Source organism: Pseudarthrobacter linnaei, from assembly GCF_055412825.1.
The window spans coordinates 17,752-42,368 of record NZ_JBVAYX010000013.1 but is presented as its reverse complement, the minus strand read 5'-3'; the positions used below and the strand labels follow the sequence as shown (position 1 = coordinate 42,368).

The window sequence follows — 24,617 nt, the reverse complement described above, 5'->3', positions numbered from 1 at the left end:
CCGCGCCCGCCGGGTTAGGAACGCTCGACCAGTTCCCGTTCCAACGCGACGTCAAGGTCCGGCACCGGCCACCGCAGCTTGAGACCGTCCAGCGCGTCAAGCAGCAGCTGCTGGACGGCGATCCGGGCGTACCACTTTTTGTTGGCCGGGACCACGTGCCATGGGGCATGCTCGGTGCCCGTCTTCTCGAATGCCCTCTGGTAGGCGTCCATGTAGTCGCTCCAGAACGCTCGCTCCTTCAGGTCATTGCTGCTGTATTTCCAGAGCTTCGCAGGCTCATCCAGACGCGCGAGCAGCCGTTCCTTCTGCTCATCCCGGCTGATGTGGAGCATAACCTTGACGATTTTGGTGCCGGCGGAAGTCTGCCTGGCCTCGAATTCGTTGATCGCGTTGTACCGGCGTTCGAGTTCCTTCGGATCTGCCCAGCGGTGGACGCGGTGGATCAGGACATCCTCGTAATGGGACCGGTCAAAGACGCTCACCATCCCGGCAGCCGGCACTTCCTTCTCGATCCGCCACAGGAAGTCGTAGGACTTTTCTTCCGGGGTGGGCGCCTTGAAAGACTTCATCTGGACGCCATGCGGGTTCATGGCGCCCATGACGTGTGTGACGATCCCGCCCTTGCCAGCCGTATCCATGGCCTGCAGGATCAGCAGGATGCGTTTGGTGCCGCCGAAGCGCGATTCGGCGAATAGCTGCTCCTGCAACTGGGCGAGGTTGTCATCCAGGTCGGCGAGCAGTACCTCGCCGTCGTTCTTGTCCCCCGGGTAGCCCGGGGTGGAGTCCGGGTCCGCGTCCAACAGGTTGAAGCCTTTGCCCACCTTCAGGGTGTCAGAGGGGCGCTCCTTGAATCTCACAACGTCTGGCATCGCTTGCCTCTTTCCGGTTCTGGCTGCCTCCGTGCGGACCGCCGGACAACCGCCCGCGCCGCGCTGCTGAGCTTAGGCTAGTTCCCCTTGTACCGGCTCAGGAAGTCCGCCATGCGGTTGATTGCCTCCTCCAGGTCCTTCACCAGCGGGAGGGTGACCATGCGGAAGTGGTCCGGGCGGACCCAGTTGAAGGCCCGGCCGTGGGAGACCAGGATCTTCTGCTCGCGCAGCAGGTCCAGAACGAACTTCTCGTCGTCGCGGATGCGGTAAACCTCGGGATCGAGCTTCGGGAAGAGGTACATGGCGCCCCGGGCCTGCTGGGTGCTGACCCCGGGAATCGCGTTGAGCATGTCGTAGGCCTTGTTCCGCTGCTCGAGCAGTCGCCCGCCCGGCAGGATGAGGTCGTTGATGCTCTGGTACCCGCCGAGCGCCGTCTGGATCGCGTGCTGGGCCGGAACGTTGGCGCACAGGCGCATGTTCGCCAGCAGGTTGATGCCCTCGAGGTAGTCCGCGGCATCCTTCTTCGGCCCGGAAATGGCCATCCACCCGGCCCGGTAGCCGCACACGCGGTATGCCTTGGACAGGCCGCTGAACGTCAGGCACAGGACGTCGTCGCCGGTGAGGCTGGCCATGTTCACGTGGACCGCGTCCTCATAGAGGATCTTCTCGTAGATCTCGTCGGCGAAGAGAACCAGGCCGTGTTTCTCCGCCAGGGCAACGATCTTCTTAAGAGTGTCTTCCGGATAGACGGCGCCGGTGGGGTTGTTCGGGTTGATCACCACGATGCCCTTGGTGCGCGGCGTGATCTTCGCTTCGAGGTCCTCCAGGTCCGGCTGCCAGCCCGAGTCCTCGTCGCACAGGTAGTGCACGGGACGGCCGCCGGCCAGGGCGACCGAGGCGGTCCACAGCGGGTAGTCGGGGGTGGGGATCAGGACTTCGTCGCCGTCATCCAGCAGCGCCATGAGGGACATCGTGATGAGCTCGCTGACGCCGTTGCCCAGGTAGATGTCATCCACGTGGATGTTCTGGATCCCTCGGGTCTGGTAGTACTGCGACACGGCGGTCCGGGCGGAGAAAATGCCGCGGGAATCGCTGTAGCCCTGCGCATGCGGCAGGTGGCGGATCATGTCCACCAGAATCGCGTCCGGCGCTTCAAACCCGAACGGGGCCGGGTTCCCGATGTTCAGTTTGAGGATGCGGTGACCCTCTGCCTCCATCTGCTGGGCGGCCTGAAGGATCGGTCCACGGATGTCGTAAAGGACATTATGAAGCTTGGTGGACTGCTTGTATTCTGCCATCCATCAAATATGCCATATGGAGGATGTTCTTCCGCCGAGATCTGTCTCACAGGGGGTGTCAGGCCGTCACAGGCGGCACAGCCCTGGAAGAAAAAGTTTCGGCGGCTGCCGGGCTCCCCCGTGAACGGAGGAGCCCGGCAGCCGCCGTCGTGCGTCAGAGCGGTCGGGACGGGCCGCTTACTGGACCAGGCCCTTTTCCTTGAGCCAGGCCGCGGCAGCGTCCTTGGGGTTCTGTTTCTGGCTGCCGCTGACCGCGCGGTTGAGGTTGATCAGGTCCTCGGTGGTGAGGATCCTGGACACGGCGTTCAGAGTTTCCTTCGCCTTGTCCGTCATCTTGGCCGTGTTGTACAGCGGGAGGACCTGCTGGGCGATGAAGTTGTTCTTCGGGTCCGCCAGCACCACCAGGTCGTTGTCAGCGATGGAGGGGGTGGTGGTGTAGATGTCGGCCACCTGGACCTGGTCCGAGAGCAGGGCCTTGAGCGTGACGGCCCCGCCGCCGTCGCTGAACGGCTCCAGCTTCTTGGGCACGCAGCCGTAGTTCTTCTCCAGGCCCGGGAGCCCGTACGCGCGCTCGGCGAAGGTCGCCGGGGCGCCCACGACGATTTCGCTGCAGACCTTGGCGAGGTCCTCGATCGACTTCAGCTGGTACTTCTCCGCGGTGGCTTTCGTGACGACCATCGCGTCCTTGTCCTCGGCCTTGGAGGCCTCCAGCACCGCCAGCCCCTCGGGCAGCTTGCCCGGCAGCGCCTTATAGATGTCCTCCGCCGAGACCTCCGTGGCGTCCTTGCTGACATGCAGCAGCAGGTTGCCGCTGTAGTCGGGGATGATGTCCACCGACCCGTCCTGGACGGCCTTGAAGTAGACCTCGCGGGAACCGATGTTGGGCTTGGTGCTCGCGGTGATGCCGGCTCCGTTCAGCGCGCCGGCGTAGACCTCGGCGATGATCTGGCTCTCGGTGAAGTCGGCGGAACCGATCACGAGGGCCGAGCCCGCCCCGGAGGCGGCACCGCCGGTGGCGGGGGACGTAGAGAGCGGATCGGACGAGCCTCCACAGGCAGACAGTGCCATGGCCAGGCCTACGCCGGCGGCCAGGCCGCCGAATGTGCGCCTGCCGAGTGCTCGTTGGCGGGTTTCCTTCATGACGTACCTCCTTGAACAACAGTCCCCGCGGGTACGGGGTCTGTACGATCAACCGCAGCCTGCTGGCTCCGGTTTGGCTTGATTGAGGCTCCCTGGGACAGGAACAACCTCTGGATAAGGGCAAGGACAAGGTCGACGGCGATGGCCAGTCCGGCGATGAGCAGGGACCCGCCCAGCATTTGGGGGAAGTCCGAGAGCACAAGACCGTCGAACAGGTACCGGCCGAGGCCGCCGAGATTGATGTAGGCCACCACCGAGACGGTGGCAATGGCCTGGAGCACACCGGTCCGGAACCCGCCGTACATCACGGGCAGGGCGGTGGGAAACTCGGCGCGGAACAGCACCTGGAACTCCGTCATGCCCATGGACCGCGCTGCGTCCACGACATTCCGGTCCACGCTGGCGATCCCGGCATAGGTGCCGGCGAGCAGCGGCGGTACCGTCAGGATCACCAGGGCCCAGATCGGCGGCAGCAGCCCGATGCCGGCCAGCAGCACGAAGAGGGTGAGCAGGCCGAGGGTGGGCAGGGCCCGGAGGGCTCCGGCGACGGCCACGGCGGCGACCCGCCCGCGGCCGGTGTGCCCCACATACAGGCCGATCGGTACGGCAATGGCCGTGGCGATCAGCATCACCAGCCCGGCGTAGAGCAGGTGCTCGGCCAGCCGTGCGGGGATTCCGGCGCTGCCGGACCACTGCTCCGGATCGGCGAGCCAGGCGAACGTGTCGTTGACGACGCTCATGAAGCACCCCCCGTGGTCTGCGCGTCGGACAGCCGCAGTGCCGCGGCGGCGGGGCCGGACTTGGCCTGGCCGGACTTGCCGGTGCCGGTGCCGGCGCTGGCGCCCGTGCCGGGGGCTGCCGCGGCGCGGGTCCAGGGGGTCAGCAGCCGCTCGAGGAGGACCAGTACGGCGTCCATCAGCAGCGCGAGGATGAGGATGGCGATGATGCCCACCACCACTTCGGTGATGAAGTCACGCTGCAGGCCGGAGGTGAACAGCATTCCGAGGTTGCCGATGCCGAGCAGCGCCGCGACGCTGACCAGTGAGATGTTGCTGACCGAGACCACTCGCAGCCCGGCGAACAGCACCGGCAGGGACAACGGCAGATCGATCTGCAGGAACCTTGCGAGGGGTTTGAACCCCATGGCGACGGCGGCCTGCCGGAGGTCCTCGTCCACCGAGTCGAAGGCGTCCAGGGTGGCGCGCACCAGGAGGGCGACGGCGTAGATGGTCAGGGCCACGACCACGTTGACGGGGTCCAGTATCCGGGTTCCGAGAACGGTCGGCAGGATGATGAACAGTGCCAGGGACGGGATGGTGTAGAGCAGGGAGGACGCCGTGAGGACCACGGACCGGAGTCCGCGGTTCTGCCGCGCGAACTGGGCCAGCGGGACGGCGATGAGCACCCCGAACACCATCGGCAGGATGGCCAGCACAAGGTGCTGGCCGGCGAGGCTGAAGACCTGCTCACTGTTGGCCAGGAACCACTCCATCAGCGTGCGCCCTCGCGGACATGGCGGTCCGACTCGATGACGGCGAGGACTTCCCCGGCGGTGATGACCCCGGCCACGCGGCCGTCCGTGTCAACGACGACCCCGAGACCGGAGGGCGATGACAGCGCCGCATCGAGGGCACGGCGGAGCGTGTCGCCCTTCCGGAAGAGGGATCCGCCGGGAACAGTCGCCGTGCCCTTGCCCGGGACCGACCAGCCCAGCGGACGCAGGTTTTCGTCGACCACCAGCTGCCACCCGCCCGAGGCGTTGCCGGCACGGTCGAGTTCACCGGGGGTGATCGTCTGGGCCGGGTGCACTGTGACGCCGTCGGACGGGCTGAAGGCCAGGTGCCGGAAGCCTCGGTCCCGGCCCACGAAAGACGCCACGAAATCGTTGGCCGGGGCGCGCAGGATTTCCTCCGGCGTGGCATATTGCGCCAGCTGGCCGCCAAGTCCGAAGACTGCCACCTTGTCGCCGAGGACGGTGGCCTCGTCAATGTCGTGGGTGACGAAGACGATGGTTTTGGCCAGATCGCGCTGGAGCCGGAGGAGTTCCTGCTGCAGTTCATCGCGGACCACGGGGTCCACGGCGCTGAAGGGTTCGTCCATGAGCAGCACGGGAGGGTCGGCGGCGAGCGCCCGGGCCACTCCGACGCGCTGCTGCTGGCCGCCGGACAGCTGCGAGGGGTACCGCCTGCCCAGGGCGGACGCCAGCCCGACGACGTCGAGCAGTTCCTGCGCACGCTTCCGCGCCTCGGCCTTGGGGACGCCGTTGAGCCGGGGAACGGTGGCGATGTTGTCCAGTACGGAACGGTGCGGCATCAGCCCGGAGGACTGCATGACGTAGCCCATGGACCGGCGCAGCTTCGCCGCCGGCACCGCGGTGACGTCCTGGCCGTCCAAGGTGATGGTCCCGGAGGTCGGTTCGACCATGCGGTTGATCATCCGCAGCGAGGTGGTCTTGCCGCAGCCCGAGGGTCCGACGAAGACCGTGATGGCGCCCTTGTCGACGGACATGGTCAGGCCGTCGACGGCGGGCTGGCCGCCCTGGTAACGCTTGGTGACGTTCTGGAACTCGATCATGGCTTCAGCCATTTCCGGGGCTTACCTTTTCTGTTGGCGGCAACAACGGACGGTCCAGCCAACTGATCATAGACACGCTGATTTTGGGCTGTAAAGCAGGTAGAACTCAGCCTAACCAGCGCGGCTGACAATGTCAGGGATAACGGCGGGGGTGCCGTGGCTGACGTAATGATTCGTAGGGCGGGCGATTTTGGATGGGTGCCGCGCGGAAAAACTTGCCCGCCGCGCCCATTCCACCCCCCGCGCCGGTACCCAGCCTGCAACGCGGGGTCACTTAGCGCCCGTTGCAGCGGGCGGAATGGGCCGCAAGTGACCCCGCGTTGCTTCTTGGCACTCCGCGACCGGTCAGCGGGTCCGCCGGCCGCCCCCTTTGGACCCGCCCCGGCCCTGCCGGCCGCGCTTCGCACCGTCGCTGGCAGCGGCCTCGTAGCTGTCCCGTTCTGCCGCGCGCTGGCTCTTGCCCGCAGCCGAAATCTGCTGGTGCCATTCCCGGGCGTAGGCGCGGCGGGCGGCCGCATCGTGCCGTCGGGCCAGGGCAGCGAGTTCGCGCTGGAGTTTCAGGTAGCTCTCCCAGCGGCGGTTATCGAGGGACCCGTCCGTGAGCGCGGCCTGCACGGCGCAGCCGGGCTCGCGGCCGTGGGCGCAGTCCGAGAACCGGCACTGCGCGAAAAGTTCCTCGAGGTCGCCGAACATCTCCGCCATCCCGCTGTCGGCGTCGAACAGCCCGAAGCCGCGCACCCCGGGGGTATCCATCAGGACGGCGCCTCCGGGCAGGGGTACGAGTTCGCGGGAGGTCGTGGTGTGTTTGCCCTTGCCGTCGCCGGCCCGGACTTCCCCCGTTTCCTGGACCGCCTCGCCGGCGAGGGCGTTGATGAGGGTGGATTTGCCGGCCCCGGAGGGACCCAGCAGCACGAGGGTGCCGCCGGGCGGGAGGTGGCCCAGCAGTTCGTCGAGGCCGTCGCGGTGTTCCGCGGAGGTGGTGACCACTGCGACGCCCGCGGCCTGGAGGATCACCTTGCCGACGACGTCGTCCGCGACGTCGGCGAGGTCCGCCTTGGTGATGATCACCAGCGGGGTGGCTCCCGAGTCCCAGGCGGCGACGAGGGTGCGTTCGAGCCGGTTGTGGGTGAGCGGCCGGTCCACGGGCACCACGACGCCGACGATGTCCATGTTGGCGCCGAGGACCTGCGCCTCCGAGGAGGCATCAAAGGCGCGTTTGCGGCTCAGTTCCGAGTGCCGCGGCAGGATCCCCGCGATGGCGGGCTCCGCCGCGGTATTGGATCCGAGCCAGACCCAGTCGCCGGTGGCGGGCAGCTCCCCGGTGCTGGGATACGGCAAATGGAGGGTCGTGTCGTGCGTGGCAACCAGGACCAGGTTGCGGTCCACTCGGATGGCCCGGCCCGCCCCGGTGCCGCCGGGCACGGGATGGGCCGCGAACCGTTCGGCGACGGCGGCGGTGAAGCCGTACCCTGCCGGGCCCGCGGGGAGGTTGTTGGGGATGGTTTTGGGGCTGGGCTCGGCGGCGCAGGACGCGCCCGGACGTGCGGGAGAAGTACTCAACGAAAACCCTTTGATGGGCCCCGGTGCACGTGCCGCGCCGCGCCGCGGGTGGAACCTGGCAGCGGTGGCGGCTAGTGGGTGCTGATGGCCGGGGCAGGAACGATGGCCTGGCTGATGTTGGCGCGCAGTGCGCACCGGACTGTTGCAGTCATCGTCTCCACCTCCCCGTTCTCGCTTTCGGCTGTTCTGCCGGTTTTAGAATAGCCGGACGCCCCGGGCCTGGCTAGGAATCTGTCGGGAATGTTGTCCGTTCAGGAGAGTCGGCCGTTCAGCGGCCGTTCGCGGTGGAGCCGGAGCGCGGCGTCGACGAGCGAGACCTTGTTAAGCCTGGGTACGTCCTCCAGCGGGATCCAGTCCGCGTGGGTGGTGCTGCCGTCCACCTCGTGCCGCAGTACCCCGCCGGTAATCGTTGCTTCGTAGATGAGCCGGAGGGACTGGAAGTCCCGTTCGCCGCCGTCGATCCGGATCTCCGCGGGCCAGTGGCCGACGTCGATCCCCAGCATGGCGCCGACCTCCGCGCGATAGCCGGTTTCCTCGTAGATTTCCCGGCGGCAACCATCGACGGGGTGCTCAGCCAGGTCCAGGCCGCCGCCCGGCAGTGTCCAGCCTTCCTTGCCGCCCTGCTTCCAGTACGCCAGGAGGATGGCACCGTCGCGGATGATGACCGCGTAGGCAGCAGGTCGGGTATCGAAGTTCAGGCTCATCCCTCCAGCGTAGTTCCCTGCCGGCGCAGTCGCCTGACCGGCCGGGTCAGCCCTGCTCGGCCACGAGCTGGAGCACACCAAAGACAGGGTCCTGCTCCAGGACGCGGACATCGGTGATCCCCTCGGCAGCCAGGGCGGCGCGGAACGATTCCTGCAGGCGGGGGACGTTCATGCCCAGGCCGCTGCCCAGGATCACCGGGCCGTCGACGCCGAGCTTTCGGACCGTCTGAAGCGCCAGGGCCGCCAGGTCCCGTCCGGCCTGGTCGACGAGTTCCTGGCTGGCGGCGTGGCCGGCGGCGGCCGCGTCGACCACGAGCCGGGCTCTCTCGGCCCAGTACCGGCGTCCGGTGTCCGGTGAGTGGAAGAGCGCGATCAGCTTGTTGGGGTCATCCACGCCGCAGGAGGCCAGCAGGGCGGTGGTGAGCTCGTCGGGTTCCAGCCCCTGGTTCATCCGTCGCAGGCTGTGGCGGACCGCCTCGCGGCCCAGCCAGTAGCCGCTTCCTTCGTCGCCGAGCAGATAGCCCCAGCCGCCGGCGCGGGCCTCCTCACCGCGGCGGTTCCGGCCCCAGGCGGCCGAGCCCGTTCCTCCGATGACGGCGACGCCGGTGCTAGCGCCGCCGGCCGCCAGCAGGAGCCGCGAATCGTGGACCACTGTGATCCGGGCGTCCGGCACGTGCGGCGCGATCAGGGCAGCGAGCGCGGCTGCGTCCTCGTCGGTATCGACGCCGCCAGCTCCCGCGTAGACCTGGGCGACCGCTCCGCCGCCGATCCGGGCGAAGAGCTCCGCGAGGTGCAGGGCCGCCTCCTCGCGGCTGACGTTCTGGACATTGGAGCTGCCCACCGATTCGTCGGCCACGGCGGTACCGTCCTCGAAGCGGACGCCGCGGGTCTTGGTCCCGCCGATGTCGAGCCCGATCACGGCGGCGGGTGCGGTCGGGGCAACGGGCTCCGCCGCTGGCGGGATGTCAGAATGAGTCACCGGAACAGCCTACTGAATCCTCTCCAAGGAGTGAGCCATGCCGCACGACATCTTTGGTACCCGCATTGTTGCCGCCCCGATGGCCGGCGGAACCTCCACTCCCGCCTTCGTGGCGGCCGTGTTTGACGCCGGCGGTCTGGGCTTCCTGGCCGCCGGCTATAAGGGCGTGGATGCCATGCAGGCGGAGATCCGCAGCGCCCGAGCGGCCGGGGCACGTTTCGGGATGAACGTCTTCGTTCCCGATCCCACGCAGCTGCCGCCGTCCGCAGGGGTGCGGGCGCAGTTGGAGGACTACCGCGCCCGGCTCCGGGCGGATGCACTGCGGTACGGCGTGGAGGTCCCGCCGCTGCGGCTCGACGACGACGACCACTGGCAGGGCAAAATCGACGCGTTGCTGGCCGACCCGGTGGAGCTGGTCAGCTTTGCCTTCGGGCTGCCCGGACCCGATGTTGTCCGGGCGCTGCAGCGGTCCGGCTCCGCCGTGCTCGCCACCGTCACGACGGTGGCCGAGGCGCTCGAGGCCGCCGCACAGGGCGTGGATGCGCTGGTGGTGCAGCATGGGAGCGCCGGCGGCCACAGCGCGGCGTTCTTGCCGGGCGCGGCAGGGCACGACGCCTCGCCGGATGCCGGACGCGCTGACGGCCAGCCAAGCACGACGGCGGAGCTGCTCGCCCGGGTGCGGGCCGCCGTCGGACTCCCGCTGCTGGCGGCCGGCGGCGTGATGGACCGGGCGGGGCTGGAGGAGGTGCTGGCCGCGGGGGCGCAGGCCGCCCAGCTGGGCACGGCGTTCCTCCGCACGCACGAAAGCGGCGCCCGGCAGCTGCACAAGGACGCCCTCGCCAGCCCGCACTTCACGCAGACCCGGCCGACGAGGGCTTTCACTGGTCGGCCCGCCCGGGCGCTGGTCAATGAGTTTGTCCGCGACCACCCCGACGCGCCGGAGTCATACCCCGCCGTGCACCACCTCACCGCTCCGCTGCGCACGGCAGCGGCCGCCGCCGGGGACGCGGAACGGCTGAACCTCTGGGCCGGGACGGGCTGGCAGCGGGCGCGGGCCGGTTCCGTCGCGGAGGTCATGGCGGGGCTGCTGGACTGACGGCCTGGCACGCCACGCTGCCGCACGCCCCTGCACACCGCCGCGCTGCACACACCGCCGCACGCCGCCGCACGCCGGGGTCGCCGGAACGGTGCGGGGTCGCGGTTACCTTCCGGCGATCCCGCACCGTTCCGGCGAACTCGCGCCCCGGGCCGGCTCAGGCGGGGCCACGGGCCGGCTGAGGCGGCGGGGCCACGGGCCGGCTCAGGTGCCGGAGCGGCCGCGGACGAAGCCGGCCAGGAGTGCCGGGCCTTCGCTGAGCACCAGCTCCCGGAACCGCCGCACCGGGTCCGGCTCGGTGTCCGCTCCCCCGCGTCGTTCCCGCCAGGCCAGGCCGATCTCCCGGAAGGCCAGGCCTGAATCCAGGGCAAGCTCCACCCAGCCAAGGTCCCCGGACTGCCCGGGGGTGCGGCGTCCGGGGGCCGGCCCACCGGGCGGCAGGATGCTCACGCCGAGACCAGCCGAGACGAGTCCCCTGGCCGTGTGGGAATCCTGGCTCTCGAAGGCGATGCGGGGCCGGAAACCCGCCTCCCGGAACAGGGCGTCCGTCAGCGAGCGCATGCCGTAGCCTGCGCCCATCGCCACGAAGGGGTCCTGCCGGATCTCCGCGAGGCCCGCGCTGCGGCGCTTCGCGAGGGGATGCCGGTGGTGGACCACGAGCCGCAGCGGTTCCCGGTACAGCGCGGCGGAAGAGATCAGCCGGCTCGGCGCAGCGACCGGGGCGGTCAGTGCCAGATCCGCGTCGCCGGCGGCCAGTTCCGCCAGGCAGCCGTCCCGGGCGCCCTGGCTGAGGTCGAAGGCAGGCTGGGGATGCCGGCTGCGGAAGGCGCTGATCAGCAGCGGCAGCATCGCCTCGCCGAAGGTGTGCTGGAACGTCACCGCGATCCGGCCGCGCACCACCTCCGACTCGTGCCGGACCAGGTCCAGCCCGGTCTGGAACTCGCCCAGAGCGGCCTCGATATGCGGAAGGAGCGCCTTCGCGGCGGGGGTCAGCCGAACGCCGCGGCCGTCCCGGATCAGCAGTTCCGTCCCGATAATGCTGCTGGCCCGGGCGATGCCCCGGCTGACCGTCGACTGGGGCAGCCCCAGCACTTCGGCGGTCGCGGTAATGTGCTGGGTGCGCCCGAGTTCGGCCAGCAGGGGCAGCAGCGGCAGCAGCTGGACCAGCTGTTTGTGCTCCACGTCCATGGCCCACCCTCCAGATTGTTCCGTATTTGCTATGTATTCTATGAGACTCATGCATTGGAAGCATGTCTTTCGGACGCCTATTCTGGGGAGATGCCCCGACTTCCACTGCTCCGCCGCCCCGCTGCCCACGGCCAGGCCCAGCCGGACCTTGCAGAGGCCACCCGCGCCGCTTGGCCGGGGCATCCGAAGGGGTCCGCGGCCTACCGGAAGATTCTGGCCGGGCTGGCGTTTGCGGGCGTCGCCACCTTTGCGCAGCTCTACTCGACCCAGGCAGTGCTGCCGATGATGGCGGCGGAGCTGCAGGTTACCGCCGCCGAGGCGGCGCTCACGATCTCGCTGGCGACCGTCGGGCTGGCTGTGACCGTGCTTCCGTGGTCCTTCCTGGCCGACCGGATCGGCCGGGTCCGGGCCATGATGTGGGGCATTTCGGCCGCCACGGTCCTGGGCCTGCTGGTCCCGCTTGCTTCGAGCTTCCCGATGCTGCTGGGTCTGCGGATGCTCGAAGGCATGGCACTGGGCGGCATCCCCGCGATCGCCATTGCCTACCTCAACGAGGAGGTCAACAGGACCCACGCCGCGATGGCTGCCGGAACGTACGTCGCCGGAACCACCCTGGGCGGGCTCGCCGGCCGGCTGCTGGCCGGCTTTGTCGGCGAACTTTGGGGATGGCGGGCCGCGGCCCTGGCCGTCTCTATCCTGGCCGCCGTGGCCGCTGCCCTCTTCGTTGTCCTGGTGCCGCAGGCCCGGGGCTTCACGGCCGCGGCAGCCGGCGGCTTCAGCGGGGCGCTTCGGACTTTGGCGGGCCACGGCCGGAATACGCGGCTACTGGCTCTCTACATCCAGGCGTTCCTGCTGATGGGCGGCTTCGTCGCTGTCTACAACTACCTTGGCTTCCGGCTCTCCGGGGAACCCTTCAGCCTGCCGGCGACCGTCATCAGCTTGATCTTCCTGGCCTACCTCTCCGGCACGGTCTCGTCCCGCTGGGCCGGCGGACTGACGGAGCGGTTCGGGCGGCGCACGGTGCTGATTGCGGGGACGGTGCTCATGGTGGCGGGCCTGGCCCTGACACTGACCCAACTGCTGGGACTCATCATGGCGGGCCTGCTGCTGTTCACTGCGGGCTTTTTTGCGGCGCACAGCGTCGGCGCCGGCTGGACCGGAGTGATCGCCACAACCGGCCGGGCCCAGGCGGCATCGCTTTACAACCTCGCCTACTACCTTGGGTCCAGCGTCATCGGCTGGGCCGGCGGGCTGGTGTTCCAGTCGCTGGGCTGGACCGCGCTGGCGCTGACCGTCATCGGGCTGGCCTGCACGACGGCGGTGGTCACCGCCGTCGTGCATCCCGCCCGCCGGTCGGCCGGGGCACCGGCCTGCGCCGGCAGCTGAGGCTGACGCTGCAGCCGGCGCCAGCGGCGAAGAGGCGCGGAGGGTATTAGCGGGTAGCCTCGATGGCCTGCACGAGGTCGGCCACGACGTCGGACGGGTCCTCCAGGCCCACCGAGACACGCAGCAGGCTGGCATGCGGCCTGGCACCGGCGGCAACCGGCCGGTGGGTCAGCCCGGCCGGGTGCTGGATCAGGGTGTCGATGCCGCCGAGTGAGACCGCATGCGTGATCATGCGGACGGCGGACGGGATCCGTTCGGCGTGCCCGGCGCTGCCCACCTCGAAGGCGAGCAACGAGCCGGGACCGGACATTTGCGTTCCGATCAGCCCATGCGGATCGCACTCGGGCAGCCCCGGGTAGAAGACGCGCCGGACGAGGCCGTGCCCGGCCAGGGCGACGGCAACCTTCTGTGCACTGGCCTGCTGGGCACGCACCCGGACCGGCAGTGTGGCCAGGCCGCGGTGGAGCAGGTAGGCGGGCCAGGGCGTGAGGATGCCGCCGGTGACGGCCCGGATCTGGCGCAGCCTGGTGGTCCACTCGGGAGCTGCGGCCACCACGCCGCCCATGGCATCGCCGTGTCCGCCGAGGAATTTGGTGGCGCTGTGCAGCACCATCGCGGCACCGTGCAGATAGGGCCGCTGGAGAATGGGGCTGGCGAAGGTGTTGTCGACCAGGACCGGGACGCCGTCCGCAGCGGCTGCCACGCGGGCGATGTCGACGAGTTCCAGGCTCGGGTTGGCCGGCGTCTCGAGGATCACCAGGCCCGTGTCGGGGCGGAGCGCTGCGTGCACGCCCTCCGGGGTGGCAAACGTGACGTCGTTGCCGAGCACGCCCGAGGCCAGCAGGTAGTCGCTGCCGCCGTACAGCGGCCGCACCGCGACGACGTGCTTCTTTCCGGTGGCGACGACGGCGAGCAGCACCGCGCTGAGCGCCGCCATGCCGGTGGCGAAGGCCACGGCCTCCGGGGTGTCTTCGAGGACGGCGACACCCTCCTCGAACCGCGCCACGGTGGGATTCCAGAGCCGCTGGTAGACGGTGCTCTGGCCCTCGACATGGGCGCCACCGGTGGCCATGTGCTCATAGGCGAGCCCGCCGTCGTGCACGGAGGGCAGGGGCGCCGTGGTGGACAAGTCAATCGGCACGGCGTGCACGCCCAGTTCAGTGAGTCCGTTACGGCCGGCGTGGACGGCCAGCGAGTCTTGAGAAAGCACCTTGCTCCTTATGAATATTCACCGTTGAATTCCGCCAGTATCTGGTAATAATTCGGAGTTTTGTAGGCCCCGCGAATGGAAGTGTCGGAATGCGCCGTTTATGATGAACTGACAACCCATCAAGGAGGATCCGTGAGTAGCAGTGCGAAGAATCTTCGGCTGGGAGCGGGTGCCAGCGAGCCGCTGGACGCTATCGACGAGCGCCTGCTCGCTGCACTCGTGGCCGACGCCCGAATTTCCAACAAGCAGCTGGCCGAGCTGGTCGGCATCGCGCCGTCCACGGCCCTGATGCGCACCCGGGCGCTCTCCGAGCGAGGGATCATCCAGGGCTTCGAGGCGAAGCTGAGCCTGTCCGCGATTGGCCGCTCCGTGCAGGCCCTCATCGCCGTCAGGCTCCGCGCCCACGACCGGGAGCAGATCGACCGCTTCACTGCCCGGGTCCCGAAGCTCCCGGCCGTGCTCTCGACCTTCCACACCTCGGGCTCGGTGGACTATCTGCTGCACATCGCTGTCGCCACCACCGAGGACCTCCGCGACTGGGTGCTGGACAATCTGGCCACGGATCCCGTGGTGGGGCACACCGAGACCACCCTCGTGTTCGATCACATCCAGGGCAACCAGGGCCCGCTGCCCGATTAGCGAGGGTGTCGGCGTCGCTTCAGTGCCACCGACGGCGGATCAGGTGCCGGCGCCGCTTCAGTGCCACCGACGACCCTCAGGCGTGGCGCAGCGCCGCGCGCAGCGTGATGGCGGCGAGGGTGACCCCGGCGATCGAGCAGAGCACAACAAAGCCGGCGACGGCCGTCTGCAGACCGACGATGCCGGCGGCGAGCCCCAGCCCGATGACGGGAAAGGCGCTGCCGAGGTAGGTGATGACGTAGACCGTGCTGATGATCTGGGCATGGCGGGAAGGTTCGACTTTCCCGGCCACATCGTTGAAGACGGTCCGGAAGGACACTCCCTGTCCCAGACCGGCGGTGATGCTCGCGAGGATCAGCACCCAGGGACTGGTCCAGGCGGCGGCCGCGGCGATCAGCAGCACCGATACGGCGAGCATGCCCAGTCCGATCGGCACCACGAAGCGTCCCCGCACGGCGAGGAGCTGGCTGAGCGCGGAGGACCCGAGGGTCAGCCCCGCCAGCAGGCCGATCAGCGGCCGCGAATCGGCGTGGACGATCTGGGCAAAATAACTGGGCGCCAGGGAGAGGCAGAAGCCGAACACGGTGAAGCTGAGGAACCCCACCGAGGACGCCAGCCAGAAGGCGCCGCGCGCCTCACGGGACACGGACGGCCGGCGGGGCGCCAGCACGCGCAACGGCTGCGGACCCGCGACCGACGTAATGGCCGGACGTGCCTTCAGCAGGTACAGCGGGACCAGCAGCGTGGCCAGAACCAGCGAATGCAGATAATACGGCGTGGTCGTGGGCCCGGGCAGCAGCGAGAGCACTCCCCCGATAGCCGGGCCCGCCGCCACGCCCCCGGCGGATGCCAGCAGGGTGAACCGCGAGGCCCACTCGGGGCGGCTGGGCAGCAGCTCCCGCAGTGCCGCCGAGCTGGCCCCGGTGGCGAGCGCCACCGCTATGCCCTGCAGCGCCCTGCCGGCACACAGCGCGAACAGGCTGTCCGCCGTGGCAAAAACGGAGCCGCCGGCGAGTCCCACGAGCACCGCGAGGACCAGCGCGGCCCGGCGGCCGATATGGTCCGACCAGTGGCCCGCCAGGATCAGCGTGGCCACCAGCGCCAGGACATAGGCGGAGAAGGCTACCGTGATGCCGAAGGCTGTGATGCCCAGTTTGGCCTGCAGCAGCGGGTACAGCGGCGTGGCGAGATTCGCGCCGACCAGCAGCGTGAAGATCACGACGCCGGCCATCACCAGCCGTGCCGTGGTGGAAGCGTCCCAGCCCCAGCGTTCTGCCGTGGCGGGGCGCATGCGAAGTTCGCTGAAGACCGTCATGACCTTGCCCTTGCGTGGAAGCGGGCCGCGTGTTCCCCGTGTGGTGGGGAATCGCCAGCCCGTACTGAATCGATACTCCCAGAATGCTGCACTGCTGCTCCTGGGAGCTGAAATTCATGGCAAAATTGATCAAAACAGTCAATCAGCTACCGTCCAAGTGAACCGGAGTGACGATTTGAAGAGTCTGGACCCCACCGACCTGAAAATCCTGCTGGAACTGATCCGGGACCCGCGGATCCAGATCGGCGACCTCAGCGAAAAACTGGGCATTGCCCGCAACACCGCGCAGTCCCGCGTCCGGCGCATGCAGCGTTCGGGTTTGCTGCACGACGGCGGCCGCGAGATCGATCTTGAAGCGGTGGGCTACGACGTCGTCGCCTTCGTGACGATCGAGGTAAACCACCGGGAACTCGACGGGGTGGTGGGAGCCCTGCGCCTGATCGCGCAGGTTCTTGAAGTCCACGAGATCTCCGGACGCGGCGACGTGTGGTGCCGCGTGGTGGCCACCGACACCCACAATCTGCAGGCTGCCCTGCGCTCCATTCTGCGGATCAAGGGCGTCATCCGGACCGAGACCGTGCTTGCCCTGCACACCCACATCCCGTACCGCACCGAACCGCTGATCAGCCGGCTGGCCCAGGGCAGTGCACTGGGCCCCGCCAAGGCGACGTGACCGTCCGCCCGGCCGTCACCGGGGGGCGCCCGCCCTGCGCGGCCACGGCCACAGAAGACTGGATAATAAGCCCGTGACTATCATCGATAACGCCGTCTACGTTGACGGCGTGCGCAGCGCCGAGCCGCAGAGCCTCGAGCAGACCTTTGAGACCCTGAGCCGGCACGGCGGGATGGCGTGGATCGGCCTGTACCGGCCGACGGAAGACGAAATGGCCGCCGTCGCTGCGGAGTTCGGGCTGCACAGCCTCGCCGTGGAAGACGCCATTTCGGCCCACCAGCGCCCCAAGCTCGAACGCTACGACGACATCCTCTTCACGGTGTTGCGGCCCGCGCGGTACCTCGATGCGACGGAAACCGTGGAATTCGGCGAACTCCACGTTTTCACCGGAAAGAACTTCGTCGTCACCGTCCGGCACGCCGAAACCGGCGGGGTGGCGCAGGTCCGGCGGAAACTCGAAAGGCGCCCCGACCTCCTGTGCCACGGCCCCGAGGCTGTGCTCTACGCCCTGATGGACCAGGTGGTGGACGATTACGTCCCGGTCGTGGGGGGGCTCGAGAACGACATCGACGAGATCGAGGACCAGCTGTTCAGCGGTGACTCCACCGTCTCGCGCCGGATCTACGAGCTGGCACGCGAGGTCATCCAGTTCCAGCGCGCCATCCATCCGCTCCCGGCCATGATGCAGCTGCTCCGGGGCGGCTTCGAGAAATATGAAGTGAAACCCGAGCTCCAGCACAACCTCCGCGACGTCGAAGACCACGTGGAGCGGCTGATCTCCCGTGCCGATTCCTTCCGGGACCTCCTGCAGAACGCCCTCACCCTCGACGGAACGCTGACGGCCAACCGGCAGAACGAGGCCAGCGCCGAGCAGAATGAGCAGGTCAAGAAGATCTCCTCGTGGGCGGCCATATTCTTCGCCCCGTCCATTGTGGCGGGCATCTACGGCATGAACTTTGAGGGGATGCCGGAGCTGCAGTGGAGCTACGGCTACCCGATGGCCATCGGGCTGATGGGCTCCACCGCCGCCCTGATGTACGGAGTTTTCAAGCGGAAGGGCTGGCTTTGACCACCGGATCCATTCGGCGGCCCCGCGTGTAGTCTGGCGTCATGAGCGCACGGCGGGACCGGTTCCGGGACATCGTGGAGACCCTGACGAGGCACGGGCTGGGCTTCGCGCTGGGGACCCTTGGGCTGGACCGGCTCCGCCCCGCAGACGGGGCCCCGGCCAAGCGCCGGCGTCCGCCGCGGGGCGTGAGCCTGCCGGTGCGCGTCCGGCTCGCCCTCGAAGACCTGGGCGCCGTGTATATCAAGTTCGGCCAGATTGCGTCCACGCGCACCGACGTGCTTCCGCCGGAGTACGCCACCGAGCTCACGAAGCTCCAGGACGCGTCCCCGCCCATTGCCGCCGCCGAGGTCCGCGCCGTCATCGCCGAGGAGCTCGGCGCCGCGGCGGACCGGCTGCTCGCTTCGCTGGATGACACCCCCCTCGCCACCGGCTCCATCGGCCAGGTCCACTGCGGCCGGATCACCCTGGACCCGGAGGACGCCGCATCAGGCGTCACCGGTGACCCGGCCGCCGGCAGCCGGAGCATCGACGTCGTGGTCAAAGTCCGCCGGCCCGGCGTCGTGGCCCAGATCAGCGAGGACCTGGAGATCATGGCCGAGCTGGCCAAACGCGCGGAGCGGGCCTCCACGCGGGCCGCCGCGGCCCATCTGGCTGCGCTCGTCGATGAGTTCGCCCAGACCCTGCGCGCCGAACTGGACTACCTGCAGGAAGCCCGGAACGTGGAGCACTTCGCCGCGAACTTCGCGGGCGATGACCGCGTCCACATCCCCCGGATCTTCTGGGACACCACAACAGCCCGGGTTCTCACGCTGGAGCGGATCCGTGGCATCAAAGTCAACGACGCGGCCGCGCTGCGGGAGGCAGGGATCGACGCCGGGGAGCTGGCCCGGCGGGCCTGCAACGTCCTGCTGAAGATGGTGTTCGAGGACGGCTTCTTCCACGCCGACCCGCATCCGGGAAACTTCTTCGTGGAGGCAGACGGGCGGCTGGGCGTCATCGACTTCGGGATGGTCGGCCACATCAGCGATTCGACGCGTGACCAGCTGGTGAGGATGCTGGTGGCCGTCGTGGACCAGGACGCCGCCCGGCTGACCACGGCCCTGGTCCGCCTGTGCGGGGCGCAGGCGGGCGGCGGCTTCGGCGGACTGCAGGCGGACCTGGGGCGGCTCGTGGACCGGTACGCCGGACGGCCGCTCGCGGAGATCCCGATCGTCGCGGTACTGACGGAACTGGCGGCCCTGCTGCGCGAATACCGGCTGCGGCTGCCGCGGGAAACAGCCCTGCTGCTGAAGATGCTGGTGATGGCGGACGGCCTGGGCAAACAGCTGGATCCCGGGTTCGAGCTGACTGCGCAGCTCGGACCCTTCGCGCAGCAGATGATCCTCGGCTCGCTGTCCGCCGAGGCTCTGGCGGACCGGCTGAAGAAGCTCGGCCGGGAAGCCCTGCGCTTCGGGACGGAGGCGCCGGAGATCATGCGCCGGGTGGTGGATGTCCTGGAGCGCGGTGGCATCGACATTCATTTCCGGGCCGAGGAGCTGGACCGGCTGATGGACAAAGCGGAGAAGACCGGGAACCGGATCGTCGCCGGACTGATCACCGCCGCCCTGATCAACGCCGTCGGGGAGCTGGTGTCCGCCCAGCCGGAGAAGTGGCGGAACTGGCCGAAGACGCTCTTCACCGCGGGGATCGGCGGCGTCGGCGCGCTGGGGGTCTACCTGGCCCTGACCTCCCGGCACCGGAAATAGCACGACCTCGCCTGGGCTGTCAGCGCCGCCGCCGGGCCTGCGCGACCAGCCGGCGAAACGCCAGGACAAACACCGCCTCGATCAGCACCATCAGCCCGAGCAACAGCCACTGGCTCCCGCCGATGAAGACGACGGCGCCGACAACCACCAGGACCGTTCCCAGGGTCAGGGCATAGACGGCGAATCCGATGGCCACCTTCGCGCTGCGGACGCCCGTGCGGAAGCCGAAGCCCACGGGTTGACCCCCGGGGTAGCCCGCCACCTTGTCAGGTCCCGCCGGGTTGAGCCGGTCGAACTCCTCCCAGGGGTCGCGGTCCTGGTCTTGTTCGGTCATGATTCCATTATCCCGCGGAAACGGGGTTGTGGGGTCCGGAGGGGCTGGCCGGACCTACGCGGCGCGGACGTCGATTTCGCCCGGCTCCGCGCCGTCGGCGCCGAACACCAGGTGACGGTTGGCGATTTTTTCGCTGAAGAACCGGTCGTGGCTGACCACCACGACGGCGCCGGGGAAGTGCACCAGCGCGCGCTCCATGACCTGGGTGCTGGACATGTCCAGGTGGTTGGTCGGCTCATCCAGCAGCAGGACCGACGCACCGGACAGCAGGCACTGCGCCATCGCGACGCGCGCCTTCTGCCCGCCGGAGAGGTTCCCGATTTTCTGCTTGAGGTCCGCCTCGGAGAACTGGAACATCGCCAGGAACCTGTTGACGGACTTCTTCGTGGCGCTGAATGCCAGGCTGTCCGGCAGCGCGTTGACCGCGTGCGAGACGGTGTCGGCGTCGTCGAGGTCCTCGAGCATCTGGTTGTAGGAGACAAAGCCTGGCCCCTTGGCCCAAGCCACCTCGCCGGAATCGGCGCGCTCTTCGCCGGTCAGCACCTTCAGGAGCGTGGACTTGCCGCTGCCGTTGGAGCCGAGCACCACGATCCGGTTGCCGCGCCGGATCTCGAAGCTCAGGCCGTCGAACAGCACCTTTTCGCCGTAGGACTTGCCCAGTCCTTCGACCCGGCAGAGGACGTCCTTGACGTGCAGGCCGCCGTAGATCTCGGTGACAATCTGGTCGACCGGCCGGGGTGTGCGGGACTTCTTGATTTTGGCCAGCTGGTTCCCCAGCCCGCTGCTGGCGGCCTTGGCCGCCTCGCGGCGGTCCGAAATCCCCTCCGCTTCGAAGGCCAGGAGCTCGGATTCGTGCACGAACTGCTGTTCCAGGGTTTTGAGGCGGAACTGTTTCTGCACGACGTATTCGCCGAAGTTGCCCGGGTATTCGTGCAGGTGGAAGTTTTCCACCTCGATGATCCGGGTGACGACCGCGTCGAGGAACTTCCGGTCGTGCGAGACGATGATCGCGGCGCCTTTGAAGTCCCGGAACCAGCTTTCGAGCCATTCGACGCCGGCCACATCCAGGAAGTTCGTGGGCTCGTCGAGCAGCAGCACGTCGGGGCCTTCAAGCAGGATCTTGGCCAGGGCAGCGCGGTTGCGCCAGCCGCCGGACAGCTCGTCGATCGCGCAGGTCCGGTGGGCCTCGTCGAAGCCCAGCGTGGTGAGGACTGTGTCGATGCGCCGCGGGTAGTCCCAGCCGTCGAGCCGTTCCATGTCCTCGAACAGCTCAGCCTGGCGGCTGATGAGGCGGTCGAGTTCGGCGTCCGCCGGGCCGGCGGCGATGGCGGCGTCAATGGCGGCCAGCTCGGCCTCGATCGCCTTGATCTCGGTAAACAGCGCGTCAAGGACTTCAAGAATCGTGGCGTCCCCGTTGAGTTCGGAGAACTGGGAGAAGTAGCCCACCTTGGTGCCCAGTTCCAGGGTGACCGTGCCCGTATCCGGCGTCACCTGGTCGAGGACCAGTTTGAGGATGGTTGTCTTGCCGGACCCGTTTTTGCCGATCAGGCCCACCCGGTCACCTGTCTCGAGGCGGAAGAACGCTTCCCGGAGAATCTGGGTGTTGTCGAAGCGCACGCTGACGTCTTGCAGCCTGATCAGGCTCATGGGTATTTCTCTTTCGATTTAGGGTCTGAACGGCGGGGGCACACGGCGGAGCGCGGCACTAACGGGGCACGAGCCGCCACAGCGAGGTGACTTCGGCCGACCGGGCCTCGAACAAAGGATCGTTCCGGTCGGATGCCTTGGGGTGGGTTGGCTTGGTGTCGGACCGTTCCAGCACCTTCAGCCCGGCGGCCTCGACGGCGCCCAGCAGGTCGTCCCGGGATCGCAGTCCCAGGTGTTCGGCCAGGTCCGAGAGGACGAGCCACCCCTCGCCGCCCGGCTCCAGATGGTCGGAGAGCTCGTTCAGGAAGCGGAAGAGCATCCGGCTGCCGGGGTCGTAGACGGCACTGTCCAGGGATGAATGCGGTGTGGCCGGTATCCACGGCGGGTTACACACGATGAGCGGCGCACGGCCGGGCGGGAACATATCGGTCAGGACAGCCTCTGCCCTGTCCTGGACGCCGAGATTCCGGAAATTCTCGCCGGCGCAGGCAACCGCGCGGGGTTCATTGTCCGTCGCCACCACGCGGTGGACGCCCCGGCGGGCGAGCACGGCAGCGAGCACTCCGGTGCCTGTCCCGACGTCGAACGCCAGTTTGTCGGAGGGCAGCGGCGCGGCGGCCACCAGGTCGACGTATTCGCTGCGGGTCGGGAAGAACGTGCCGTAGTGCGGGTGGATCCGGTCCTGCAAGGCCTCCACGTAGACGCCGTTTTTTCGCCATTCGTGCGCGCCGACGGCGCCGACGAGCTCGTGGAGCGAGACCACGGAAGGCTCGCCGATGTCCCCGTACGCCTCCTCGGCGGCCTGCCGGATGTCCGGGGCGCGCCGCAGCGGCACCACCGGTCCCGGATCCAGCGGAACCAGCAGCAGGCCGAGAATGCGTGCCCGGTGCGAGCGGGACTGGCGGTGCCGGTAGAACTCATCGGCCGGGGTGTGGGCGGCCTTTTTCTTCCCGGATCCCACCCGCCGATCAAGAGCGTTGAGGATCTGCCGCGCATTGTGGAAGTCGCCCTGCCAGAGCATCGCGGTGCCCTGGGACGCCATCCGGTTCGCCTCATCGGCGGTGAGGGAGTCGTCGACCACTTCGACGCGGGCGGGCGCGGGTCTTCCGTTCGCCGACCGCCAGCGGGCGGCCCTGCTGTGGCCGCCCTCGGCCCACGTCACGACGGCAGCCTCATCCGGCGCGGCTGCCTGCGGGGGCGTGCGGGAGGGCGCGGGGATGGCCAGGGGCTGGTCCGGCGCGGCGGTAGCGATAAGAGTTCCAATCCCAGAGTCCGAGGGGCGGATCGGAGACTGACGTATGCGGCGGGACGCACCCCCTCAGGATACAGGCGAGCGCCCTGTCAGTGCGCGATGCGGCTGCGCACGATCTCGCTGACGGCCTTGCCGTCGAAGCGTCCGGCGACCTTGGCGGTCACCGGCTTCATCACCGCGCCCAGCTGGCGCATGGTCAGTTCGGTGCCATCGGCCGTGAGGTCCCCGATCACCGCGTCGACGATCGCTTCCACCTCGGCGGCAGTCAGTGCCTTCGGCAGGTACGCTTCGATAATCTCGGCTTCGGCGATTTCCGCAGCCGCCCGCTCGGCCTCCCCCGCCTCGGTGTAGATCCGGGCGGTGTCGCGGCGCTTGGCGGCTTCCTTCTGCAGCAGTGACGTCACCTGGGCGTCGTCCAGCACGATCGGGGCCTTGCCGGACTTCTCGCGGGTCTCGATTTCGCCCAGGACGTTGCGCACCGTGGTGAGTGCGACCTTGTTGCGGTCCTTCATGTGGCCGACGACGTCGGCGTGCAGTCGTTCTTTCAGGGTGGTCATGATTCTCCTCGTCTCACTGGACAGGATATCGGGCTGAGCGGTTTCGCACTGCGGCCTGCTGCCAGTGGTTGGCCCCGCCGATGACGGGCTGTGCGTTCACTGCCTGTTTCCGGGCTGGACGCTTCTGCCATGTATGGTCTCGACAGGCCGGCGGCCGGCATGGAGGCCGCATCAATGAAGTAGAGAGGTCGCGATGACGACACGTATCCACCAGCCGAAACTCAGCAGGCGAGCGGCGTTGGCTGCCGCCGGAATGCTTGGGGCGTTAGGAATCACAGCGTCTACCGGAGCCCCGAGCATGGCAGTCCCAGGCGCGAAAGCTCCAAAGCCGACGCTTGCCTTTCGCCCTGACGGCGCATTCAGAATAGTTCAGTTCAACGACACCCAGGACGATGAGCAGACTGACCGCCGCACCATCGAACTCATGGACCGGACCCTTGATGCGGAGAAGCCGGACTTTGTGGTCATCAACGGAGATGTCATCAATGGAGGATGCGACTCCGAACTGGAGGTCAAACAAGCGCTCAACCACGTGGTCCAGCCCATGGAACGCCGGCAGATCCCATGGGCCGTGACCTTCGGCAATCACGACGAAGACTCGGTGCAGCGGACGGGAATGACCGAAGCCAAAATGCTGGAATTCCTGCAGACGTACGAGTTCAACGTGAACGCCGACTCGACGCCGGGACTCACCGGTACCTCGAACTCGCAACTGCTCGTTCAATCCTCCAGGTCAAAAACTCCGGCCTTTGGTCTTTGGCTCATGGACACCGGCCGCTATGCCCCCGACAGCATCGACGGGCAGGACTTCGAGGGCTACCCGTACTGGGACTGGGTGCGCATGGACCAGGTCACGTGGTACCGGAATCAGTCAATCGCAGTTGAGCAGAAGTACGGAAAGAAGATCCCGTCCCTCATGTGGGGCCATATCGCGCTCCATGAGCACCGCAATATGTGGTTCGCCAGCCTCGACTCGCGAACTGATGCGGATCACGCGCGTGCGCTCAAGAGGCACCACATCGTGGGCGAACGGAACGAGGACGAGTGCCCTGGACCCATCAACTCGGGCCTGTTTAATGCCTTCCTGGAACGGGGGGATGTGGCCGGTTACTTCGTGGGGCACGATCACGTCAACACCTATGTAGGCAACTACTACGGTGTTCAGCTCGGCTACGCGCCCGGGACCGGATTCGGTGCCTATGGACTGCCCGGCCCGGAACGGAACCGTCTGCGCGGTGCGCGTGTCTTCGAACTGGACGAGAACCACCCCGGAATCTACAAGGACACGCGGCTCGTATTCGCCAAGGATCTCGGCATTGACCTTGCCGCCAATGACCAGCCCATGGTCCCGCTGCCGCTGAATCCGCCGCAGCGCTGACCCG

The 24,617-nt window shown here is 68.2% G+C and carries 23 protein-coding genes; 7 read left to right on the top strand and 16 right to left on the bottom strand.

The genetic code is table 11. The annotated features are described in order from the left end of the window. Positions 1 to 14: 14 nt before the first annotated feature. The 9 genes from ACZYZ3_RS12745 to ACZYZ3_RS12705 form a co-directional block, all read right to left on the bottom strand. Positions 15 to 869 carry a PPK2 family polyphosphate kinase gene (locus tag ACZYZ3_RS12745; protein WP_463964184.1) on the bottom strand — a complete coding sequence of 285 codons (855 nt, stop codon included), beginning with the start codon at positions 867 to 869 and terminating at the stop codon, positions 15 to 17. Between the two features lie 77 nt (positions 870 to 946). Continuing rightward, the gene (locus ACZYZ3_RS12740; protein WP_463964183.1) at positions 947 to 2,167 is read right to left on the bottom strand and encodes a pyridoxal phosphate-dependent aminotransferase; all 1,221 of its coding nucleotides are present in this window, start codon (positions 2,165 to 2,167) and stop codon (positions 947 to 949) included. A 177-nt stretch (positions 2,168 to 2,344) separates the two neighbouring features. Continuing rightward, positions 2,345 to 3,307 carry an ABC transporter substrate-binding protein gene (locus ACZYZ3_RS12735; protein WP_463964182.1) on the bottom strand — a complete coding sequence of 321 codons (963 nt, stop codon included), beginning with the start codon at positions 3,305 to 3,307 and terminating at the stop codon, positions 2,345 to 2,347. Next, entirely contained in the window at positions 3,304 to 4,047 is a 744-nt protein-coding gene (locus tag ACZYZ3_RS12730) for an ABC transporter permease (RefSeq protein ID WP_463964181.1), read from the bottom strand. The genes ACZYZ3_RS12735 and ACZYZ3_RS12730 overlap by 4 nt, the downstream gene beginning before the upstream one ends. Continuing rightward, positions 4,044 to 4,799 (bottom strand): ABC transporter permease, encoded by a 756-nt coding sequence (locus ACZYZ3_RS12725; protein WP_463964180.1) that lies wholly within the window; start codon positions 4,797 to 4,799, stop codon positions 4,044 to 4,046. Before ACZYZ3_RS12725 ends, ACZYZ3_RS12730 begins: the two co-directional genes overlap by 4 nt. Continuing rightward, positions 4,799 to 5,893: an ATP-binding cassette domain-containing protein gene (locus ACZYZ3_RS12720; RefSeq protein WP_463964179.1), complete on the bottom strand. Its 1,095-nt coding sequence runs from the start codon at positions 5,891 to 5,893 to the stop codon at positions 4,799 to 4,801. The genes ACZYZ3_RS12725 and ACZYZ3_RS12720 overlap by 1 nt, the downstream gene beginning before the upstream one ends. 333 nt (positions 5,894 to 6,226) lie before the next feature. Next, on the bottom strand, positions 6,227 to 7,381 hold the full coding sequence (gene rsgA / locus ACZYZ3_RS12715) for a ribosome small subunit-dependent GTPase A (RefSeq protein WP_463964230.1): 1,155 nt from the start codon (positions 7,379 to 7,381) through the stop codon (positions 6,227 to 6,229). Positions 7,382 to 7,692: 311 nt separating this feature from the next. Beyond that, the gene (locus ACZYZ3_RS12710; RefSeq protein WP_463964178.1) at positions 7,693 to 8,145 is read right to left on the bottom strand and encodes an NUDIX hydrolase; all 453 of its coding nucleotides are present in this window, start codon (positions 8,143 to 8,145) and stop codon (positions 7,693 to 7,695) included. Between the two features lie 46 nt (positions 8,146 to 8,191). Beyond that, positions 8,192 to 9,124: an N-acetylglucosamine kinase gene (locus ACZYZ3_RS12705; RefSeq protein WP_463964177.1), complete on the bottom strand. Its 933-nt coding sequence runs from the start codon at positions 9,122 to 9,124 to the stop codon at positions 8,192 to 8,194. Positions 9,125 to 9,161: 37 nt separating this feature from the next. Between ACZYZ3_RS12705 and ACZYZ3_RS12700 the strand changes: the two genes are divergently transcribed. Further along, positions 9,162 to 10,220, top strand: a complete 1,059-nt coding sequence (locus ACZYZ3_RS12700) for a nitronate monooxygenase (RefSeq protein ID WP_463964176.1) — start codon at positions 9,162 to 9,164, stop codon at positions 10,218 to 10,220. A gap of 204 nt (positions 10,221 to 10,424) precedes the next feature. Here ACZYZ3_RS12700 and ACZYZ3_RS12695 read toward each other — a convergent pair whose 3' ends face one another. Continuing rightward, on the bottom strand, positions 10,425 to 11,408 hold the full coding sequence (locus tag ACZYZ3_RS12695; RefSeq protein WP_463964175.1) for a LysR family transcriptional regulator: 984 nt from the start codon (positions 11,406 to 11,408) through the stop codon (positions 10,425 to 10,427). Between the two features lie 90 nt (positions 11,409 to 11,498). On the opposite strand from ACZYZ3_RS12695, the gene ACZYZ3_RS12690 reads away from it, so the two are divergent. After that, positions 11,499 to 12,794 carry an MFS transporter gene (locus ACZYZ3_RS12690; RefSeq protein ID WP_463964174.1) on the top strand — a complete coding sequence of 432 codons (1,296 nt, stop codon included), beginning with the start codon at positions 11,499 to 11,501 and terminating at the stop codon, positions 12,792 to 12,794. A 46-nt stretch (positions 12,795 to 12,840) separates the two neighbouring features. Here the strand turns inward: ACZYZ3_RS12690 and ACZYZ3_RS12685 are convergent, their stop codons facing one another. Beyond that, positions 12,841 to 14,004 (bottom strand): trans-sulfuration enzyme family protein, encoded by a 1,164-nt coding sequence (locus tag ACZYZ3_RS12685; protein WP_463964173.1) that lies wholly within the window; start codon positions 14,002 to 14,004, stop codon positions 12,841 to 12,843. Between the two features lie 132 nt (positions 14,005 to 14,136). Between ACZYZ3_RS12685 and ACZYZ3_RS12680 the strand changes: the two genes are divergently transcribed. Next, on the top strand, positions 14,137 to 14,643 hold the full coding sequence (locus tag ACZYZ3_RS12680; protein ID WP_463964172.1) for an Lrp/AsnC family transcriptional regulator: 507 nt from the start codon (positions 14,137 to 14,139) through the stop codon (positions 14,641 to 14,643). 76 nt (positions 14,644 to 14,719) lie between these two features. On the opposite strand, the gene ACZYZ3_RS12675 is transcribed toward ACZYZ3_RS12680, so the two are convergent. Continuing rightward, the gene (locus tag ACZYZ3_RS12675; protein WP_463964171.1) at positions 14,720 to 15,958 is read right to left on the bottom strand and encodes an MFS transporter; all 1,239 of its coding nucleotides are present in this window, start codon (positions 15,956 to 15,958) and stop codon (positions 14,720 to 14,722) included. A 175-nt stretch (positions 15,959 to 16,133) separates the two neighbouring features. On the opposite strand from ACZYZ3_RS12675, the gene ACZYZ3_RS12670 reads away from it, so the two are divergent. From ACZYZ3_RS12670 to ACZYZ3_RS12660, 3 genes are all read left to right on the top strand, one after another. Then, on the top strand, positions 16,134 to 16,631 hold the full coding sequence (locus ACZYZ3_RS12670) for an Lrp/AsnC family transcriptional regulator (protein WP_463964170.1): 498 nt from the start codon (positions 16,134 to 16,136) through the stop codon (positions 16,629 to 16,631). 73 nt (positions 16,632 to 16,704) lie between these two features. Continuing rightward, the gene (gene corA, locus ACZYZ3_RS12665) at positions 16,705 to 17,700 is read left to right on the top strand and encodes a magnesium/cobalt transporter CorA (RefSeq protein ID WP_463964169.1); all 996 of its coding nucleotides are present in this window, start codon (positions 16,705 to 16,707) and stop codon (positions 17,698 to 17,700) included. A 41-nt stretch (positions 17,701 to 17,741) separates the two neighbouring features. Then, positions 17,742 to 19,445, top strand: a complete 1,704-nt coding sequence (locus ACZYZ3_RS12660) for an ABC1 kinase family protein (protein WP_463964168.1) — start codon at positions 17,742 to 17,744, stop codon at positions 19,443 to 19,445. Between the two features lie 19 nt (positions 19,446 to 19,464). Here ACZYZ3_RS12660 and ACZYZ3_RS12655 read toward each other — a convergent pair whose 3' ends face one another. From ACZYZ3_RS12655 to ACZYZ3_RS12640, 4 genes are all read right to left on the bottom strand, one after another. Beyond that, positions 19,465 to 19,779: a hypothetical protein gene (locus tag ACZYZ3_RS12655; RefSeq protein WP_463964167.1), complete on the bottom strand. Its 315-nt coding sequence runs from the start codon at positions 19,777 to 19,779 to the stop codon at positions 19,465 to 19,467. Positions 19,780 to 19,833: 54 nt separating this feature from the next. Next, positions 19,834 to 21,426: an ABC-F family ATP-binding cassette domain-containing protein gene (locus tag ACZYZ3_RS12650; protein WP_463964166.1), complete on the bottom strand. Its 1,593-nt coding sequence runs from the start codon at positions 21,424 to 21,426 to the stop codon at positions 19,834 to 19,836. 58 nt (positions 21,427 to 21,484) lie between these two features. Beyond that, on the bottom strand, positions 21,485 to 22,588 hold the full coding sequence (locus ACZYZ3_RS12645) for a methyltransferase (protein WP_463964165.1): 1,104 nt from the start codon (positions 22,586 to 22,588) through the stop codon (positions 21,485 to 21,487). Positions 22,589 to 22,767: 179 nt separating this feature from the next. Continuing rightward, a complete protein-coding gene (locus ACZYZ3_RS12640) occupies positions 22,768 to 23,235 on the bottom strand; it encodes a GatB/YqeY domain-containing protein (RefSeq protein WP_463964164.1) in 468 nt (155 codons plus the stop codon). A gap of 193 nt (positions 23,236 to 23,428) precedes the next feature. Between ACZYZ3_RS12640 and ACZYZ3_RS12635 the strand changes: the two genes are divergently transcribed. Next, a complete protein-coding gene (locus ACZYZ3_RS12635) occupies positions 23,429 to 24,613 on the top strand; it encodes a metallophosphoesterase family protein (protein ID WP_463964163.1) in 1,185 nt (394 codons plus the stop codon). Positions 24,614 to 24,617 lie beyond the last annotated feature (4 nt).